At 55.2% G+C, this 15134-nt stretch carries 16 protein-coding genes; 11 read left to right on the top strand and 5 right to left on the bottom strand.

Annotation, left to right across the window (positions count from 1 at the left end; translation table 11 throughout):
- The first annotated feature begins 117 nt into the window (after positions 1-117).
- Entirely contained in the window at positions 118-819 is a 702-nt protein-coding gene (locus PAECUDRAFT_RS07535) for a helix-turn-helix domain-containing protein (RefSeq protein WP_006037521.1), read from the top strand.
- Between the two features lie 379 nt (positions 820-1198).
- On the opposite strand, the gene PAECUDRAFT_RS07525 is transcribed toward PAECUDRAFT_RS07535, so the two are convergent.
- From PAECUDRAFT_RS07525 to ligD, 3 genes are all read right to left on the bottom strand, one after another.
- Positions 1199-1633 carry a bactofilin family protein gene (locus tag PAECUDRAFT_RS07525; RefSeq protein WP_006037519.1) on the bottom strand — a complete coding sequence of 145 codons (435 nt, stop codon included), beginning with the start codon at positions 1631-1633 and terminating at the stop codon, positions 1199-1201.
- A 98-nt stretch (positions 1634-1731) separates the two neighbouring features.
- Positions 1732-2676 (bottom strand): M23 family metallopeptidase, encoded by a 945-nt coding sequence (locus PAECUDRAFT_RS07520; protein WP_006037518.1) that lies wholly within the window; start codon positions 2674-2676, stop codon positions 1732-1734.
- Positions 2677-2810: 134 nt separating this feature from the next.
- The gene (gene ligD, locus PAECUDRAFT_RS07515; RefSeq protein WP_006037517.1) at positions 2811-3716 is read right to left on the bottom strand and encodes a non-homologous end-joining DNA ligase; all 906 of its coding nucleotides are present in this window, start codon (positions 3714-3716) and stop codon (positions 2811-2813) included.
- Between the two features lie 176 nt (positions 3717-3892).
- Between ligD and PAECUDRAFT_RS07510 the strand changes: the two genes are divergently transcribed.
- From PAECUDRAFT_RS07510 to PAECUDRAFT_RS07485, 6 genes are all read left to right on the top strand, one after another.
- The gene (locus PAECUDRAFT_RS07510) at positions 3893-4876 is read left to right on the top strand and encodes an ATP-dependent DNA ligase (protein ID WP_006037516.1); all 984 of its coding nucleotides are present in this window, start codon (positions 3893-3895) and stop codon (positions 4874-4876) included.
- Positions 4877-4987: 111 nt separating this feature from the next.
- The gene (locus PAECUDRAFT_RS07505; RefSeq protein WP_006037515.1) at positions 4988-5674 is read left to right on the top strand and encodes a response regulator transcription factor; all 687 of its coding nucleotides are present in this window, start codon (positions 4988-4990) and stop codon (positions 5672-5674) included.
- On the top strand, positions 5671-7074 hold the full coding sequence (locus PAECUDRAFT_RS07500) for a sensor histidine kinase (protein WP_006037514.1): 1404 nt from the start codon (positions 5671-5673) through the stop codon (positions 7072-7074). Before PAECUDRAFT_RS07505 ends, PAECUDRAFT_RS07500 begins: the two co-directional genes overlap by 4 nt.
- Positions 7020-7376 (top strand): hypothetical protein, encoded by a 357-nt coding sequence (locus tag PAECUDRAFT_RS07495; protein ID WP_144266471.1) that lies wholly within the window; start codon positions 7020-7022, stop codon positions 7374-7376. The genes PAECUDRAFT_RS07500 and PAECUDRAFT_RS07495 overlap by 55 nt, the downstream gene beginning before the upstream one ends.
- Before the next feature lie 12 nt (positions 7377-7388).
- Positions 7389-7649 (top strand): hypothetical protein, encoded by a 261-nt coding sequence (locus PAECUDRAFT_RS25635; RefSeq protein ID WP_144266470.1) that lies wholly within the window; start codon positions 7389-7391, stop codon positions 7647-7649.
- Between the two features lie 139 nt (positions 7650-7788).
- Complete coding sequence (locus tag PAECUDRAFT_RS07485; RefSeq protein ID WP_006037512.1) at positions 7789-10131, top strand: MMPL family transporter; 2343 nt, start codon at positions 7789-7791, stop codon at positions 10129-10131.
- A 547-nt stretch (positions 10132-10678) separates the two neighbouring features.
- Here the strand turns inward: PAECUDRAFT_RS07485 and ku are convergent.
- Positions 10679-11716 carry a non-homologous end joining protein Ku gene (gene ku / locus PAECUDRAFT_RS07480; RefSeq protein WP_006037511.1) on the bottom strand — a complete coding sequence of 346 codons (1038 nt, stop codon included), beginning with the start codon at positions 11714-11716 and terminating at the stop codon, positions 10679-10681.
- Positions 11717-11873: 157 nt separating this feature from the next.
- Between ku and PAECUDRAFT_RS07475 the strand changes: the two genes are divergently transcribed.
- Together PAECUDRAFT_RS07475 and PAECUDRAFT_RS07470 are read left to right on the top strand one after the other, a co-directional pair.
- The gene (locus PAECUDRAFT_RS07475; protein ID WP_006037510.1) at positions 11874-12104 is read left to right on the top strand and encodes a hypothetical protein; all 231 of its coding nucleotides are present in this window, start codon (positions 11874-11876) and stop codon (positions 12102-12104) included.
- Between the two features lie 4 nt (positions 12105-12108).
- Positions 12109-12294 carry an H-type small acid-soluble spore protein gene (locus PAECUDRAFT_RS07470; RefSeq protein WP_006037509.1) on the top strand — a complete coding sequence of 62 codons (186 nt, stop codon included), beginning with the start codon at positions 12109-12111 and terminating at the stop codon, positions 12292-12294.
- Here PAECUDRAFT_RS07470 and PAECUDRAFT_RS07465 read toward each other — a convergent pair whose 3' ends face one another.
- A complete protein-coding gene (locus tag PAECUDRAFT_RS07465; RefSeq protein WP_006037508.1) occupies positions 12295-12507 on the bottom strand; it encodes a hypothetical protein in 213 nt (70 codons plus the stop codon).
- Positions 12508-12871: 364 nt separating this feature from the next.
- Between PAECUDRAFT_RS07465 and PAECUDRAFT_RS07460 the strand changes: the two genes are divergently transcribed.
- Positions 12872-13741, top strand: coding sequence for a YitT family protein (locus PAECUDRAFT_RS07460; RefSeq protein ID WP_006037507.1), 870 nt, complete (start codon positions 12872-12874; stop codon positions 13739-13741).
- A 143-nt stretch (positions 13742-13884) separates the two neighbouring features.
- Complete coding sequence (locus PAECUDRAFT_RS07455) at positions 13885-15117, top strand: thiamine-phosphate kinase (RefSeq protein ID WP_050794292.1); 1233 nt, start codon at positions 13885-13887, stop codon at positions 15115-15117.
- Positions 15118-15134 lie beyond the last annotated feature (17 nt).

The raw sequence follows: 15134 nt of genomic DNA, 5'->3' as shown, positions 1-15134 counted from the left end.
GATGCTAGATTTCAAATGTGATATATTGACAACGCGCGTAAAGCATACGCCGTCTTCTCCAGCAATTTTGGAGGAGGCGGCTTTTTTATTTTTTAAAAATAGAAATGGGGGAAGAGGATGCAAATACAGCAGGTTGCTGAGAGTTTACCATCCGCGTATTTGGACTGGATTAATGAACATCTGAAAAGCAGAAAAGGGGAGGATTATCGGCGATTGGCTGAAGGGCATGATTATGGTGAGAGACTGTTCGCTACCAAAGTCTGGCTGCCGATTGTGGGGCATTTTGAGCATTTGCACCCTGAATATGCGGTAACTGACTTTCGCGACCAACAGCGGTATGTTGACTTTGCTTATATTAGAGAGCCGTATCGTATTTGCATCGAGATAGATGGCTTTGGACCTCATGCGAAGCGGGCAAGCAGGCGGTCGTTTGCAGATGGTTTGATGCGTCAGAATCAGCTGCTTTTAGACAATTGGTTGGTTTTTAGATTTTCAGTTGATGATTTGGAGGAGCAGCAACGAAGATGTCAGCAAATGCTTATGCACATTTTGGGCAAATGGTACGGTAGTGCAGGAAATGCTACTCTGTTAGAGCAGTTGACGCCGCGGGAGAATCAACTTCTAAACATCATCGTAGAAAAAGGCACAGTAATGACGCCGAAGCAAGTCGCAAATGAAACAGGAATGCATCAAGCATATGTGAGAAGGCTATTGAAGTCGATGGTTGAAAAAGGATATTTACAGCCGGTAGGAGGAGCGCTGGCTACAAGAATTCGATCGTACAAACCTACTTTTGTTTACGAACGAAACAAGGGGTAGTTCATGTTGCATGGGAGCTGCCGCGCCTGCGAGAGCGAATAGGGAACATAAATGTTCCCTATGGGGAGCTGCCGCGCCTGCGAGAGCGAAAAGGGAACAAAAATGTTCCCTATGGGGAGCTGCCGCGCCTGCGAGAGCGAAAAGGGAACATAAATGTTCCCTATGGGGAGCTGCCGCGCCTGCCAGAGCCAAAAGGGAACATAAATCTTCCCTATGGGGAGCTGCCGCGCCCGCGAGAGCGAATAGGGAACAAAAGTGTTCCCTATTCGGCGCAACCGCGCCCGCAAAAAGAGGTCGCCCCCTAGCAAGGGGCGACCTCTTTTACTTCGAGCGCCCGTTCACGGGCATGCTATGTTGACGCTCACGCTATAGCCCTGGGTCAGCCCGCCTGCGCTTGGCGCTTTTCTTTGGCGGATTGCTGGGGCTGATGCGGCTCCGCATCGAGAAGCGAGCGGGAGTGAGGCTGCTCTTGGGAGCGGTCCATCTTGCATGCGCCGGTGAAAATGCCGCCGTCCTGCATGACGAACGACTGCGCATATATGTTGCCGTGAAGCTGGCCGGTCGCTGTGATCGTCAGGCGTCCTTTGGTCGAAACGTCTCCGAATACTTTGCCGGCAATGGTAACGTCACGCGCAATAATGTTCGAACGCGCAATGCCGCACTCTCCGATAATGACATCCCCGCTGCATTCGATGTCCCCGCGGTACTCTCCTTCAATGCGAAGGCCCGCCTCGCATATCATTTTCCCTTCAACATGCGTTCCTTGGCCGATTAACGTATCGGTCAAGTTCAGACGCTTCGTCTCTTTGAACATGGATACCTCCTGCAAAATGGCGTAGCTCGGCGATAGCATTCGGGCAACCGCATTGCTGGCATTCCGTAACGCTGTCGGCCATCGCCCGAGTAACTTCGTTAATCCAAATACCGCATAGGGTTGACGGGTTCGTCATGCTGCATCACTTGAAAATGGAGATGGGCGCCTGTGCTGCGTCCCGTGCTGCGTCCCGTGCTGCCCATCAAGCCGATTTTTTCCCCGCGTACCACCTCATCGCCGGGGGATGCCTCTATTCGCGATAAATGCATATATACCGTTTTTAAGCCGTTGTGATGGTTAATGACGACGAATCGTCCGCGGCTTCCGTCTTGTCCGGTGTCCTCGACCGTTCCATCAGCCGCGCTGAAGACAGGGTCGCCGACGCTGCCGCCAATATCGACCCCTGCATGAAAGGTGGATTTGCCCGTGAACGGGTCAACCCTATAGCCGAAGCCGGAGGTGAAGGTAGCGGATGCTTTGGTCGGCCAGCCCGTAGGTAGGGCATCCAGCTCCGCTTGCCTTGCTTGCGCTTGCTTGACCGATTGCTCCATGGTCGACTCCATGGCATCCACAAGGGAGCTGATCTGGCGAAAATCAAGCCCGGACTGCTCCGCCTTGGCAATCAAATTTCGTGCTTCCTGTGTATCGGGCGTGGCGGAAGAGGACGTCTCCGTAAGCCGCCCGTACTGCTCGATGAAGGTTTTCAGCTTATTCTCCAGCTCTCGCAGATCATTAATCTTGCCCTTCAGCTCCTCGGTTTGGCGATTCAGCCTGCCGATTTCCTCTTGGAGCGTGCCAATGGAATCGTCTTTGCCGTGTACCGTTTGCGAGAATGAAGTTGATTGCTGCGACATCTCGTCGTGAAGCGAATCAATCTTGAAGGCGGATCGAATCTGGATCGCCGCAATACATCCGGATAAGGCAAGGACGGCGGCAGCTGGAGCGGCGACGACAGACCGTTTGGATACCTTGAACTGTTTAACCGATTGTTCGGCGCCGCGCATCAGTACGAAGGACCATTTCGGCTTTGGCGACCGTTTCACTAAGCTGTGCTCCTTTCTGCCGGCAAATGCGTATTCGAACGTTCTAAATCTATTTATTCGGGCTGTCTACAATTCATGTCTCCAAAATACAACCCACCTGCTCGCGAAAATATGACATCGCCTTCCTTTTCCTGCTACTGCACAGTCTTAGAACGGCTTACAAAATCATAAATCGGGCGCAGCGGCTGCGCTTTCGCCGCTTGCAGCAGGTCGCCGCGGCTAGATAGCCGCTCCTCGATCGTCAACAGATTAAAATCCGCAATCCGGGCGCCGCCCTTTATCTCCTCCCACGTCAACGGCGTCGATACCGTTGCGCCCATTCGCGCTCGTGGGGTGTAAGGCGCAGCGATCGTTTTACCTGCATAATGCTGCAAGTAATCGATATAAATGCGGTCTCCGCGGTTGGCCTTCAGCCGCTCAATTGTGAACAGCTCCGGATGCACCTGCGTCAAGTATGTCCCTACAAAAAGGCCGATGGCCCGCAGCTCATCAAACGATACATCGCCAGCAGATGGCACGATCAGCTGCACGCCTGTTGCGCCGGACGTTTTGGGAACCGATTGGACGCCGATGCTCTGCAGCAAGTCGCCGACAAGGACGGCTGCCTCCATAATGCGCGGCTCTTCCTCCAATGAAGGATCGAGATCAATTACCCATTCGCTTGGATAATCCGGCTGGCCAATGCGGTCGAACGAAGCGTGGAACTCCAGGCAAGCGAGGTTCCCGAGCCACAGCAGCGTAGGGAGCGAATCCAGCCTCACATACCGAATATCGCCTTGCTCCGCAGTGCGGACATAAGCGGGCGTAGGCTCAGGACAGTTTTTCTGATAAAAGGACTGCCCATGCACGCCATCCGGCCAACGGATCGTCGTCAAATAGCGCTCGCGGCAATGGGGAAGCAAATAAGGGGAGAGCGCGATGAGCTTCTCCAGATACATCAGCTTCGTAATGCCAAGCTCCGGCCACAATAGCTTGGTCGGGTTGCTTATGACGACTTGCTCGCCGTCTACTGTAAGGGTTCCTTTGCGACTCGCGCACATGGTCGTTTCAGCTCCTTATATACGATTGCAATTCAATATGCTCAGTATCGGCTAGCGTTCGAACGGGCAAACCTAGCGATGTGCGAGCGAACCCGGCAGGTATAGATCGATCCCGGGCGGCAAAGCTGAGTGCTAGTAGATACTAGAGCTCGGAACATAGGGAAGGGAGGGCGCTTATGGCCCACAAGCAAAAGCACAGCTGGTCGATCGACCATCCGATAGAACCGTTCGAGCCAATAGCCGCGGAACAATTGCCCAGTGGAGACGACTGGCTATATCAAATCAAGTGGGACGGCGTCCGGATGCTCGTCTACGCGGATCAGGACGGTTGCGAGCTGTTTAACCGCCGAGGCAACAAGCGGACGCCATTATACCCGGAGTTGACGGCTTGGAGCAGCTACTGTACCGCCCAATCGGTGCTGCTCGACGGAGAAGTCATTGCGCTCGGTCCAGACGGTAAGCCTTCGTTCCACGAGGTCATGCGGCGCGACGGCATTCGCCGATCCGATCGATTGACGGCCGCCATACAAGAGGTGCCGATTACTTATATGGTGTTCGATTTGCTTTATTGCGATGGCGAATGGTGGACGGACAAGCCGTTTATCGATCGACAAGCGAAACTTCAGTCAATCATTAAACCTAACCGAGCAGTCCAGTTGGTGCCGACCGCTGCCGAAGGAAGCCTGCTGCTGCAGGTTACCGGGAGCCAAGGCTTGGAGGGCATCGTTGCCAAGAGGGGAAGCAGCACCTATGCTATTGGCGGCAAAGACAATCGCTGGCTCAAAATCAAGCATTGGGGCGACGTCGTCGCCGTCATCGGCGGGTATACGACGAATGAGGACGGGATCGTGAATGCGCTGCTTGCCGGACTTTATGATGCGAGCGGACGGCTGCATTTTATCGGCAAAGTCGGCTCAGGCCGCTTGAAGCGGACGGAGTGGGCGGCGCTTTCGGAAGTTTTTGCGCCTGCGCGCCGAGACAGCAGCCCTTTCGCCCAGCGTCACCGCGACATGGCAGGCGCGACATGGGTGGAGCCTTTGCTCACCATGCGTCTCCAATTTGCAGAGTGGCGATGGCAGGAAGGACGTCAGCTAAGGCAGCCGACGCTGCAAGCGTTCGTGGATGTGCCGCCGGGCAGTTGCCTGCTGCCGCAGCCTTAGCGGCTTTCGCCTGACTTCTTTCTTTCATCTCAAGCGCCGATATGGTAGTATTGCCCGCAAGAGGCAAGAGAAGCGTAAGGATGCTTAAGATAAAGGGGTTAGGTAGCGGCGATGAGAACGACGATATTGATCGCGGACGACGACTCGAACATTCGGGAGCTTCTGCGATTTATTTTGCAGCGGGAAGGGTTTCGGGCGCTGGAAGCAGCCGATGGAGAAGAAGCTTCGCGCGTGATGCGGCAAGAGGATGTAGCGCTGGCCATTGTCGACGTGATGATGCCGGAGAAGGATGGGTTGATGCTCTGCGAGGAAATTCGGCGCGATTATGATATTCCGGTTATGCTGCTGACGGCGCGGGGAGAGCTGGATGATAAAGCGCGCGGGTTCCGCTCCGGCACTGACGATTATATGGTGAAGCCGTTCGAGCCGGACGAGCTGCTGTATAGAGTGCGCGCGCTTCTGCGGCGATATCGGATCGTCTCCTCCGAGAAGCTTCAGCTCGGCGGCACGACGGTCGACCGACATAGCTACGAGGTTAATGTGCATGGCGAGAACGTCCCGCTTCCGCTGAAGGAATTCGAGCTGCTGGCGCAGCTGGCGAGCCAGCCTGGGCGCATTTTTACGAGGGAGCAGCTGCTGCGGCCGATTTGGGGAGCGGATTACGAGGGGGACGACCGGACGATTGATGTGCATATTAAAAGGCTCCGCGAACGCTTCGCCCCCTTCGGCTTATCGGCTGGCTTCGCGATTACAACCGTTCGGGGACTAGGCTACAAGCTGGAGGCGACCGCAGAATGAGGACGCTTTATGTTCGAATTGTCATTATTTTCATAGCAATAACGCTAGTTAGCGGGCTCTTGTCCATCCTTGGCCTGAATGTGCTTTATTGGGTCAAGCTGAGGGCGAGCAGCGAGGCGAGCATGATGAAAAGCGCGCTCGAAATTCGGCAGCTCTACGAGGAAACAGAAGATTTATCGCAGGCGGAATATTTGGAACGCATGGCCCGGACGGGCTTCCAAATCTATGCCGTGAACGAAGAGATGGAGCGCGTCTCGTATGGCTCGCCTTTTCGGCATATACGGCTGGAAGAGGACATGATGCGGGCGGTTCTAAACGGAGCTACCTATGACAGCCATGAGGCTGGAGGCCGCTTGCAGCCCGTAACCCGTTTGTTCGAAAATAGCGTTCGGAATACCGTAGGCCTTCACGTCGAGAAGGACGGGCATGACTACGCCTGGTTCATTCGTCCGGATTTGGAACGCCAAATCGGCGACATTCGCATATTGGTTGCATGGCTGCTGGGCGGCATGTTCGTGCTCAGTCTGCTGTTGATCCCGCTTGCGTCTCGTTACGTCGTACGGCCCGTCGTGAAGCTAACGGCTGCGACACGCCGTCTGGCCGGCGGCAGCTACGATATACAGCTGGACGTCTCAAGGAAGGATGAGCTGGGGCAGCTGGCACGGGATTTCGAAAATATGGCGGCTTCTCTTCGCCAGCTCGATGCGATGCGTCAGCAGTTTGTCGGCAATGTCTCGCATGAAATCCAATCGCCCTTGACGACGATTCAAGGCTTCGCGCAAGCGCTGCAGGAGGGGGAGACGCCTGAGGCGGACAAGAGGCGTTATATTCAGCTCATAGGGGAAGAGAGCCGCCGCCTGTCCTCGCTAAGCCATCAGCTGCTTACGCTCGCGTCGCTCGATAATGAAGGCCAGCAGTTGAAGACCGCGCCCTATCGGCTGGACGAGCAGCTGCGCCAAGTGCTCATCATGAACGAGCGGCAATGGTCCGCCAAATCGCTTGAGCTGGATTTACAGCTAAGCGAGGTTATCATCGACGGCAATGAAGGCTTGCTGCATCAGGTATGGCTGAATCTCATCACGAATGCGATCAAGTTTTCCCGTGCGGGAGGCAGGCTTGCAGTACGGCTGCATGAGGCGAGCGGCGAGTCTGTTGTCACTATAGAGGATCAAGGCGCGGGTATATCACCCGAAGCGCTGCCGCATATTTTTGACCGCTTCTACAAAGCGGATGCTGCGAGAAGCAGAGCGGAGCGGGTAGGCGGGAGCGGGCTTGGGCTATCGATCGTTCACAAAATCGTATTGCTGCACGACGGGACCGTGTTCGCTGAGAGCGAGGAAGGCAAGTGGACGCGATTGACGGTGCGATTGCCTGTTGGATTGGAGAAAAGAAATGCTTAGGCGAATGGGAGGATGAAATGGGGACGAATTTTACGGCTTTTATCGGACATCAGTTAAAAAGTGATGACATTGAACGATTGTGCCAAACTCTAAATTCAAAATCTTTGAAGCATATTGACGAGTTTGTTGATCATTTACTTCCACACAATCCAAAGGACGTGGGCATACCGTGGGCAGTCTTTGATGGGATTGGCGGTACGGTGGAGATCAACGGTCCGTGCGGATTTGATCTCACTTTCTCGGAGAAGGTTTGTTATTTTCATCATTATATTAGATGGAGTACTTTTCTCCATAATGAGTAGCTTCAGCTTTATTTGAGGCAGGTTTCTTTCGATTTAGCCCGTTATTTCTCATCAGCCTATGCCATTTATGTGCCGGATAATGGTTTTAGAGAAGCAGACATTATAGATTTTATTTGGGAAGATGAAAATAAAGATATCGAAATTATAAAAAATTGGCTTCTTACACGCTGCGGAGCGCCTAAAGGGAAAATTTCTGATATCGCTACAGAGTACGAAGATTATTGGGAGTATGACGGATATTTCATAGATTATTTTGGTGATTTCAATAAATAGAATAAAACGCTCTGCTTCTAGGAGAAAATGCCCGCTGGCCAGCTCGGTCAGCGGTTTTGTTTTGTAATCCAAAGTTCATCATCCGTTCATATTGCGATCCTACCATGAGGGAAGCAAGAGGAATGGAGGTTGATGATGGATGATTCGAGCAAAATGGAAGGCTCGTTATCTCTCGTTATTCGGAAGTCGAAAGAAAGCGCTGGGCATCATTATCGCGTGGCTCCTCATCACGATTATACTTGGGGCAGTTGCTCCTTCGGCTAAGACGCTCGCAGTAAACGGAGGAGAAGGGCATGTACGGAATGCGGTGCCTTCCGCCGAAGCGCAAGAGCAATTGGCAAAGCACTTTCCTTCAGGCGATGGATTGACGGCGCTGCTCGTATTTTATCGGGAACAGCCGTTAGGGCCGCAGGATGAAGCTGCTGTGCTGGAGGTTAGCCAATGGCTTGAGTCGAAGGACGCGCCAGCAGCGGTTTCGGGCGTCGCCCCTTACAGCAAGCTATCGGAAGCGGAGCGTCATCGGCAGGTCAGCAAGGATGGAACGACCGCGCTGTTGAGCCTCTCTCTTTCGCCAAATATGGATTCGGATGCGATTGACGAAACGCTGAAGCTCGTACGCAACAAAGTGGAAGCGATTATTGCGGCAGCGCCGTCTCAATCCGGGGAGCTGCAGTTCGCGATTACAGGGCCTGCTGGCATTGCGGCAGACACAATCGAATTGTTTCGCAACGCGGATTTTGTTCTCATGCTGGCGACAGTTGCCATCCTGCTTGTGCTGCTGCTCGTCATTTATCGTTCGCCTCTGCTCGCCGTGCTGCCATTGCTGATTGCCGGTGTTGCTTATGCCATAACCGATCGCCTCATTGGCCTTGGCGCCGAGTGGGGATGGTTCACCGTCGAGAAGCAAGCGTTATCGATTATGATGATTCTGTTGTTCGCCGTCGTAACCGATTATTGCTTATTCGTGTACGGTCGATTCCGTGAGGCTGTGAGCGAAGGGCTTGCGGGTAATCAAGGCAGTGAGGGAAGCAAAGAGGCAGAGAAGCTGACGCGTTATGCTGCAATGTCGCGCACGATGCGCAGCGTTGCAGAACCGATTATGTTCAGCGGCGGCACGGTGTTGGTTGCGATGCTGGCATTGCTGGCTGCGGTATTCAAGCCTTATCACTCGTTCGCGGCGGTGTTCGCTGTGACGGTTATCGTCATGCTGCTCGCAGGGTTGACGCTGGTGCCAGCGGTGTTTGCATTGACGGGAGGACGGCTGCTGAAGCGCAGCAAAGTCGGCCGCAAGGCTATGGCTAAGCCTGAAACCTATGCGACATATGATGAATATGCCAAAGATGATTCTTACTCGGCAAAACGGCCGCCTATTTGGCTTCGAATCGCTAACTTCGTAGTACGCCGTCCGGCGCTTACGGCGATTCCGCTGCTGCTGGTATTGGTTGCGGGGACGATCGGAACGTCCGGTATAAGGTATTCGTTTAATTTGCTGCAATCCTTCCCATCGGATACCTCTTCGAGAATTGGCTACGAACAGCTGGAGCGGAGTTACCCGCCGGGCAGACTGGCTCCCGTACAGGCGGTTCTAGCAGCGAAGGAACCGATGGCTCAAGATGCTGGGGATGGAAAGGCAATCAAGCGCTTAAGCGAATTGCTGTCGGAGCAGAGCGGGTTAGCCGCCGCTAACAAGCTGGAGCCTGGCAAGCCTGCCGGGGAATACGGCGGTTTTGAAATGGCAAGCGACAAGCTGGCCTTGCGTCAGCAGCTGCTTATGGAAGGCAGCCCTTACGCGCAGGAATCGCTTGATACGTTAGAACGGCTACGGGCGGACGGTCCGAAGCTGATCGCGGAGAGCGGGCTGGATCCGGAGTGGTATTCGTTATATTTTGCCGGACAAACTTCGCTTCAAACCGATGTAAGAGCAATGAATGAACAGGATACACGGGTGCTGATTGCGTTAATTACCGCATTGCTCGCAGTTATGCTTGCTTGGCAAGCGCGTTCAGCTCGGTTAGCGCTGCTCATGCTGGGCACGATTCTGCTGTCTTACGCGGGTACCTTGGGATTAACGTGGCTTGTGCTTCATTTCGGCTTTGGCTTCGAGGCTATTAGCTATCGGATTCCGGTATATGCATTTGTATTTCTCGTCGCGCTCGGCGTCGATTACAATATCATGCTCGTGTCTCGTATCCGAGAAGAAGCAAGGAAGCTGCCGTGGGTTGAATCCATACGAAGAGGCGTCGCGCAAACAGGAGGCGTAATCTCGTCGGCAGGGCTTTTGCTGGCAGCCACGTTCGGTGTGCTCGCGACTCAGCCACTTCAGGAATTGTATTTGTTCGGAATAATTATGGCAGCTGGCGTTCTTATGGATACGTTCCTCGTACGAGGCATGCTGCTCCCTGCTTTGCTGCTGTTGTTCGGCGGCAAAAATCGGATCAGGAGTGTGGATAAAAGTATAACCACTGCGAATTTCTCCAAATGATAGGGATAGCAAAAAAGGCACAGGCGATGCAGCTTATTGCTGCAAGTCTGTGTCTTTTTGAGGTTATTCATGGCGATACCGCCGACTGGGGGTGAATAGGGAACATAGATATGCCCTATTGGGGCGCTCCCGCCGACTGGAGGCGAATAGGGAACAAAAATATGCCCTAATGGGGCGCTCCCGCCGACTGGGGGCGAATAGGGAACAAAAATATGCCCTAATGGGGCGCTCCCGCCGACTGGAGGCGAATAGGGAACATAAATATGCCCTGTTGGGGCGCTCCCGCCGACTGGGGGCGAATAGGGAACATAAATATGCCCTATGGGCGCGATACCGCCGACTGGAGGCGAATAGGGAACAAAAAGATGCCCTATTGGGGCGCTCCCGTCGACTGGGGGTGAATAGGGAACATAAATATGCCCTAATGGGGCGCTCCCGCCGGTTGGGGGCGAATATGGAACATAAATATGCCCTCTTGGGGCGCTCCCGCAGCCCAGAGGAGAATAGGGCAGATTTCTCTGCCCTACTGCGTGCAACCGCAGCCGCGCTACTGCGCGGCCTTCTTCGCCGCGCGCGGCTTGCGCGGCGGCTTCGCGCCCGGCGCCGCCGTGCCGTCGCCCGCGGCTGCCAATGCAGGCGCCGCCGCCGGCGTCGCTTCGGCAGCCGCCGCATCGCCCGCGGCAGCGGCTTTGCCCGCGCGCGACTTGCGCTTCGCGGCAGGCGCCTTCGCAGCGCCGGCTGCGGCTGCGCTGTCGTCGCCGCTGGCCGTCGGGATCGGCCCGACGGCCACGGCAGGCGGCGCTGCCGAAGCGCCGCCGCTGCGCGCAGCCTCGAGGCTCGCTTGCAGCGCCGCCATCAGGTCGAGCACGCTCGACGGCTCTGCCTGCGGCGCGACGCGCACGTCCTCGCCCGCGATTTTGTGCTGGATCATATCCATCAGCTGCGTCCGGTAATCATCCGTATACTTGTCCGGCTCGAACGGTGTAGACAGCTGGTCGATCAGCATGCACGCCATCGCCAGCTCCTTCTCATTTACCGGCTTGGCCTCGCCAAGGCCGGGCACCTGCTGGGGCGAGCGAACCTCGTCCGGGTAAAAGATCGTCTCCATCGCGAGACAATCGCCCATGACGCGAATCGCGGCGAGCGAGCTTTTTTGCCGAATCGATACTTTCGCAATGCCGATTTTGCCCGATTGCTTCATGGCTTCCATAAGAAGCTGATAGGCGCTTCCGCCAGCCTGGTCAGGCGATAGGAAGTACGTCTTCTGGAAGTAGATCGGATCGATGTCCGACAGCGCGACAAAATCGATAATCGTAATCGTCTTTGATTTCTCGCCGCTCAGCTGCTCAAGCTCTTCTTTCTCGAACAGGACGAACCGTCCTTTTTCATATTCATAGCCTTTCATAATATCGTCCCATTCGACCTCGGTCTCGCAGCTAGGGCAGGATCGAACGTAGGAGATCGGGCTGCCGCAAGGGCGATGAATCATGCGCAGGGAGATATCCTTATCCTCCGTTGCTGAAAACATTTTGACGGGAACATGCACAAGTCCGAAGCTGATGGCGCCTTTCCATACCGTATGCATTGAATCGCACCTCCATCGTTTTTATTACCATCGTTCCCGCAACGCATGAGATTCAACCGCGGAGGGCATATTTTTCGAAGAGGAACAAGGCGACAGTTGCGCGCAGCTTTATCGTGTTCCGCTAGACATTCACATTCTTAGGAGGTTCATCTGCGATATGGCTAACGAAAACGTAACGAATACAGGGGAAGCGGGCGGCCCAGACGCACAAACGGATTCCCGGCATGATGGTCGGGACAGCTATGAGATGGATATCGATCGGATGGTAAACGAGGGGCTCGGAGGCGGTCAAGTGACGGTGCATAATGGCCTGATCGACGCGTCGACCACGGATTATATGGATAATTATTTGGCGCAGTTAAACGATGAGGAAGCCAAGGAGGGATAACGAAATGGACATTCAGCGGGCGAAACAAATTTACGAGTCAAGCGCAACGATCGGCGTTCATCTGGAGGGGGAGCCTGTCTGGATCGAGAGCGTCGACGAAGCCAACGGCATGGCGACCGTTCAAGTTGGCGGGACGCCGCAGAACACGCACACGGTGTCGGTTGATCGTCTTGTCGAGGACAAAGGCTAGTCAGCAGCTAACGCTCCAAAATAAGACAGCGCCGTCGTCCGTGCCTTTTCGGCACCACGTACGGCGCTGTTCTGCCTTGCGATTCGTCACGACTTGCGTGTGCGGCTTGCGCACCCATTGATTGCGTCCTGCCCCTGTCATTATCGCCTCGGCTCGTTCCTTGGCTGTTCGGTTGGCTGCGCTTGCTGCGCGGCTTTTTTGGCGTTTGCCCATCGAGATGATCCCTCCGAAAAATAATCGAATTCCTGCTGTTGACCAGGTACGTTCAGCATAAAAGAATTGCCGCCGGGATGCAATAGAGGCTTGCTGGCTGTTTGAAATGGATGAATTTAGGGAAACATACGCAACGCTGGCCGCTGCAAGCGAGTGCAGATGGAAATTGCGCGTACACTTTTCAGACATTTTGCGATAATTGAAGATTGGATTCGATAACGATAGGATAACGCGAGATCGGATGAATTTTAGTCAATAAAACAAGCGAATTTGAACAAAAACGATGGAATTTGGTTCAAATTGAGCCGTTTTTCATGTATACTATAAATAGTAAAGCGAAACAACGAGAAAGCGGGGGACAACTATGGTACAAATCCAGCACAGTAAGTTGACGAAGATTGAGCTTGCGCGGCGGATCGTCTTTCTGACCATTGGCGCAATTTTGATGGCAGTCGGACTCGAAATTTTTCTAGTTCCGAACAATATTATTGATGGCGGCATCACGGGTATATCTATCATTAGTTCTCATCTGTCGGGCGTTCCCATCGGTGTATTCCTCTTCTTGCTGAACTTGCCGTTCCTGTTTATCGGCTACAAGCAAATTGGCAAGACGTTTGCATTATCTACGTTATATGGCGTTATTGTCATGTCGATCGGCACCTTCCTGCTTCATCCGGTACCGGCGTTTACCGACGATACCTTCCTGGCTGCGATATTCGGCGGCGTCATTCTCGGCATTGGCGTCGGCATCGTCATCCGGTCCGGCGGTTCATTGGACGGTACGGAAATCGTAGCGATTCTCGTGAACAAGAAAATTCCGTTCTCTGTCGGCGAAATTGTAATGTTCTTCAACTTCTTCATCCTAGGAAGTGCAGGCTTCGTATTCGGTTGGGACCGCGCGATGTACTCGCTCGTTGCGTATTATTTGGCCTTCAAGATGATTGACATCACAATTGAAGGCTTTGACGAATCCAAGTCGGTATGGATCATCAGCGATAATTCGGAAATTATCGGTGATGCCATTATGAGCCGCCTCGGTCGCGGCGTTACGTATTTGCACGGCGAAGGGGCCTTCTCGGGCGGCAGCAAAAAAGTGATCTTTTGCGTTGTTACGCGCCTGGAGGAAGCGAAGCTGAAGTCGATCGTGCAAGAGATTGACGATTCTGCTTTCCTGGCGGTCGGCAATATTCACGACGTGAAGGGCGGACGCTTCAAGAAGAAAGATATTCACTAAGCGGGCTGCGCAATGCAGCAAGGCCGCGATTGGGGGCATGAAGCCTTACGGTCGCGGCTTTTTGCATGCGCTGGACATGCTTTCCTTTTGTTGCGGGAGCTGACACAGCCCGATATAATAAGGGCAACGCAGAGAATCGGCGAATGAATATCGTTGGTGGGACTGTAAGACGAAAGAGCGGCTTGGAGGCGGAAGTGGTGGACGAGTTCGCGAGCATCGGCCATTGGACGGCGGGGCGCCAAGAGGCGGACTGGCAGCGAAAGCAGGGGGTCGTCATCGGCATTGGAGACGATGCCGCAGTCGTGGAAGCGCCGGCCGGGTCGACGGATAGCTGGCAATGGGTATTGGCGGTCGATACGATGGTGGAGACCGTGCATTTTAACGATGGGACGATGACAGAATCGGACATCGGATACAAAGCATTAGCCGCGAACGTGAGCGATATCGCAGCGATGGGCGGCATTCCGCGGCACGCGCTCGTATCGGTGAGCGTGCCGCCAGCTTGGACGCCGGAGCGCATGCGCCGGCTGTACGACGGGATCTATGCGTGCGCCGAGCGGTACGGCGTCGCGATCATTGGCGGCGATACGACGTCGTCGCCGCAGCATTTGGTCGTCGCCGTCACCGTCGTTGGGACGGTGGAGGCGGGACGCGCGCTTCGGCGCTCCGGGGCGAAGCCCGGCGACGCCGTGTTTTTGACCGGCCCCGTCGGCATGTCCGGGGCCGGGCTGCATGCGCTGCTCGCCGCGGATTGCGGCGGGGGCGCAGGGGTTGGCGCCGCGGCGCAGCCGGCTAGCGCGGACGCTGCCGCAGCAGCGGGGCACGGCTTTGCCGTGCCTGCTTGCGCGGCGGACGACGCGCAAGCGTCTGGCGCGAGCGCGCCCAGCCGCGCGGAGCAAGCAGCCTCGGGCGTGCCCGAGGCGCTCGTGCGCGCGCACCGGCGGCCCGCGCCATCGGTGCGGGCCGGGCGCCTGCTGCTATCGCGCGGCACCTGCACGTCGCTGAACGATGTCAGCGACGGGCTGGCCAGCGAAGCGTGGGAAATCGCGCAAGCTTCGAGCGTTCGGCTCGTGCTGCGGGACCGCGCGCTGCCTCGCAGCGGCGCGCTTGTTAGCTATGCGAGTCAAGTCCAGGGGGATGCGCTGGAATGGATGCTGTTTGGCGGCGAAGATTACGTGCTGCTCGGAACGATTGATGCTGCCGATGCGGAAGCGGCCAAAGCCGAATTTGCCAAGGAGGGCCTGCCTTTTTACCTCATTGGCGAGGTAGAAGCGGGAGACCCGGAGGTCATGCTGGTGACGGCTGGCAATGGCGGCGGCTCCTCATCGGAGCGCAGGCGGCCGATCCCGAAGCGGGGATTTAACCATTTTGCGTGAAGCGGGACAGCGCATCG

It is taken from the genome of Paenibacillus curdlanolyticus YK9, assembly GCF_000179615.1.
Lineage (GTDB): Bacteria > Bacillota > Bacilli > Paenibacillales > Paenibacillaceae > Paenibacillus_T > Paenibacillus_T curdlanolyticus.
This window is presented reverse-complemented; position numbering and strand designations above follow the sequence as displayed.

Excerpts from the sequence above, each read along its gene's own strand:
- PAECUDRAFT_RS07535 (WP_006037521.1), top strand. The coding sequence starts at position 118 with ATGCAAATACAGCAGGTTGCTGAGAGTTTACCATCCGCGTATTTGGAC.
- PAECUDRAFT_RS07525 (WP_006037519.1), bottom strand. The coding sequence starts at position 1,633 with ATGTTCAAAGAGACGAAGCGTCTGAACTTGACCGATACGTTAATCGGC.
- ligD (WP_006037517.1), bottom strand. The coding sequence starts at position 3,716 with ATGTGCGCGAGTCGCAAAGGAACCCTTACAGTAGACGGCGAGCAAGTC.
- PAECUDRAFT_RS07510 (WP_006037516.1), top strand. The coding sequence starts at position 3,893 with ATGGCCCACAAGCAAAAGCACAGCTGGTCGATCGACCATCCGATAGAA.
- PAECUDRAFT_RS07505 (WP_006037515.1), top strand. The coding sequence starts at position 4,988 with ATGAGAACGACGATATTGATCGCGGACGACGACTCGAACATTCGGGAG.
- PAECUDRAFT_RS07500 (WP_006037514.1), top strand. The coding sequence starts at position 5,671 with ATGAGGACGCTTTATGTTCGAATTGTCATTATTTTCATAGCAATAACG.
- PAECUDRAFT_RS07485 (WP_006037512.1), top strand. The coding sequence starts at position 7,789 with ATGATTCGAGCAAAATGGAAGGCTCGTTATCTCTCGTTATTCGGAAGT.
- ku (WP_006037511.1), bottom strand. The coding sequence starts at position 11,716 with ATGCATACGGTATGGAAAGGCGCCATCAGCTTCGGACTTGTGCATGTT.
- PAECUDRAFT_RS07475 (WP_006037510.1), top strand. The coding sequence starts at position 11,874 with ATGGCTAACGAAAACGTAACGAATACAGGGGAAGCGGGCGGCCCAGAC.
- PAECUDRAFT_RS07470 (WP_006037509.1), top strand. The coding sequence starts at position 12,109 with ATGGACATTCAGCGGGCGAAACAAATTTACGAGTCAAGCGCAACGATC.
- PAECUDRAFT_RS07465 (WP_006037508.1), bottom strand. The coding sequence starts at position 12,507 with ATGGGCAAACGCCAAAAAAGCCGCGCAGCAAGCGCAGCCAACCGAACA.
- PAECUDRAFT_RS07460 (WP_006037507.1), top strand. The coding sequence starts at position 12,872 with ATGGTACAAATCCAGCACAGTAAGTTGACGAAGATTGAGCTTGCGCGG.
- PAECUDRAFT_RS07455 (WP_050794292.1), top strand. The coding sequence starts at position 13,885 with ATGAATATCGTTGGTGGGACTGTAAGACGAAAGAGCGGCTTGGAGGCG.